The sequence below is a fragment of the Streptomyces aureus genome, assembly GCF_001418135.1.
GTDB lineage: Bacteria > Actinomycetota > Actinomycetes > Streptomycetales > Streptomycetaceae > Streptomyces > Streptomyces aureus_A.
In genome coordinates, this window is the sequence record NZ_LIPQ01000643.1 from 1 (window position 1) to 1,104 (window position 1,104).

Below are 1,104 nucleotides of genomic sequence, written 5' to 3' on the forward strand. Positions count from 1 at the left end.
CCACCCGCCCGCGTGGAACGCGATCGCGCCGAGCGTGCCGCCCACGCTGCTGCCCAGGTAGTACGCGGACTGGTAGAGCGCCGAGGCCTGCGCGCGGCCCGTCGTGGCCGTACGGCTCACCGACGAGGAGGCGACCGCGTGGCCCGCGAAGAAGCCGGCCGTGATCAGGACGAGGCCCGCGAGGACCGCCGGCAGCGCGTCGGAGAGCGAGAGCAGCAGGCCCGCGGCGGTGGTGGAGACCGCCAGGTACAGGGCCCCGCGCCGGCCGAGCCGGCCGACGAGCCGGCCTGCGGCGGCGGAGGAGACCGTGCCGACCAGGTAGATCAGGAAGATCGAGCCGATCACGCCCTGCGGCAGTGAGAACGGGGCCTCGACCAGGCGGTAGCCGATCACGGTGTACACCGCGCCGAACACCGTCATGAACAGGGCGCCGATCGCATAGAGACGCATCAGCAGCGGGTCCGCGAGGTGCGTCCGCACGGTCCGGGCGAGCACCTTCGGGTTGAGCGTGCCCGGCGTGAAGTGCCGTGCCTTCGGCAGCAGCGCCCGGAAGACCAGTACGCACAGCAGGGACGTCAGACCGACGGCGGCCAGACCCGCCCGCCAGCCCCACATCTGGGCCACCCAGCCGGTCACCAGCCGGCCGCTCATGCCGCCGATCGAGTTGCCCGCCACGAACAGGCCGATCGCGGCGATCAGCGCCTTGGGGCGGACCTCCTCGGCGAGGAAGGCCATCGCGGAGGCCGGCAGCCCGGCGAGCGCGGCGCCCTGGATCGCGCGGAGGGCGATCAGGGACTCCAGGTTCGGGGCGAGCGGCACGAGGAGCGCGATGCCGACCGCGACCGACAGGGAGGCGATCATCATCCTGCGCCGGCCGAAGCGCTCCGAGAGGGCGCTGAGCGGGAGCACACACAGGGCCAGGGCGCCGGTCGCGGCCGAGACGGTCCAGGAGGCGGCGGAGGCGGTGGCGCCGAACTCGGCCGAGACGGCCGGGAGGAGGGCCTGCGTCGAGTAGAGGAGCGCGAAGGCGGCGAGGCCGGCGGCGAAGAGCGCGAGGCTCATGCGGCGGTAACCGGGGGCGCCGGGGGCGAGGCGGGTGTCGGC

The 1,104-nt window shown here is 74.4% G+C and carries 1 protein-coding gene; it reads right to left on the reverse strand.

What is annotated here, in order from left to right:
- The coding region (locus tag AOK00_RS35570; protein ID WP_055604235.1) for an MFS transporter at positions 1 to 1,104 on the reverse strand (1,104 nt) is incomplete at both ends.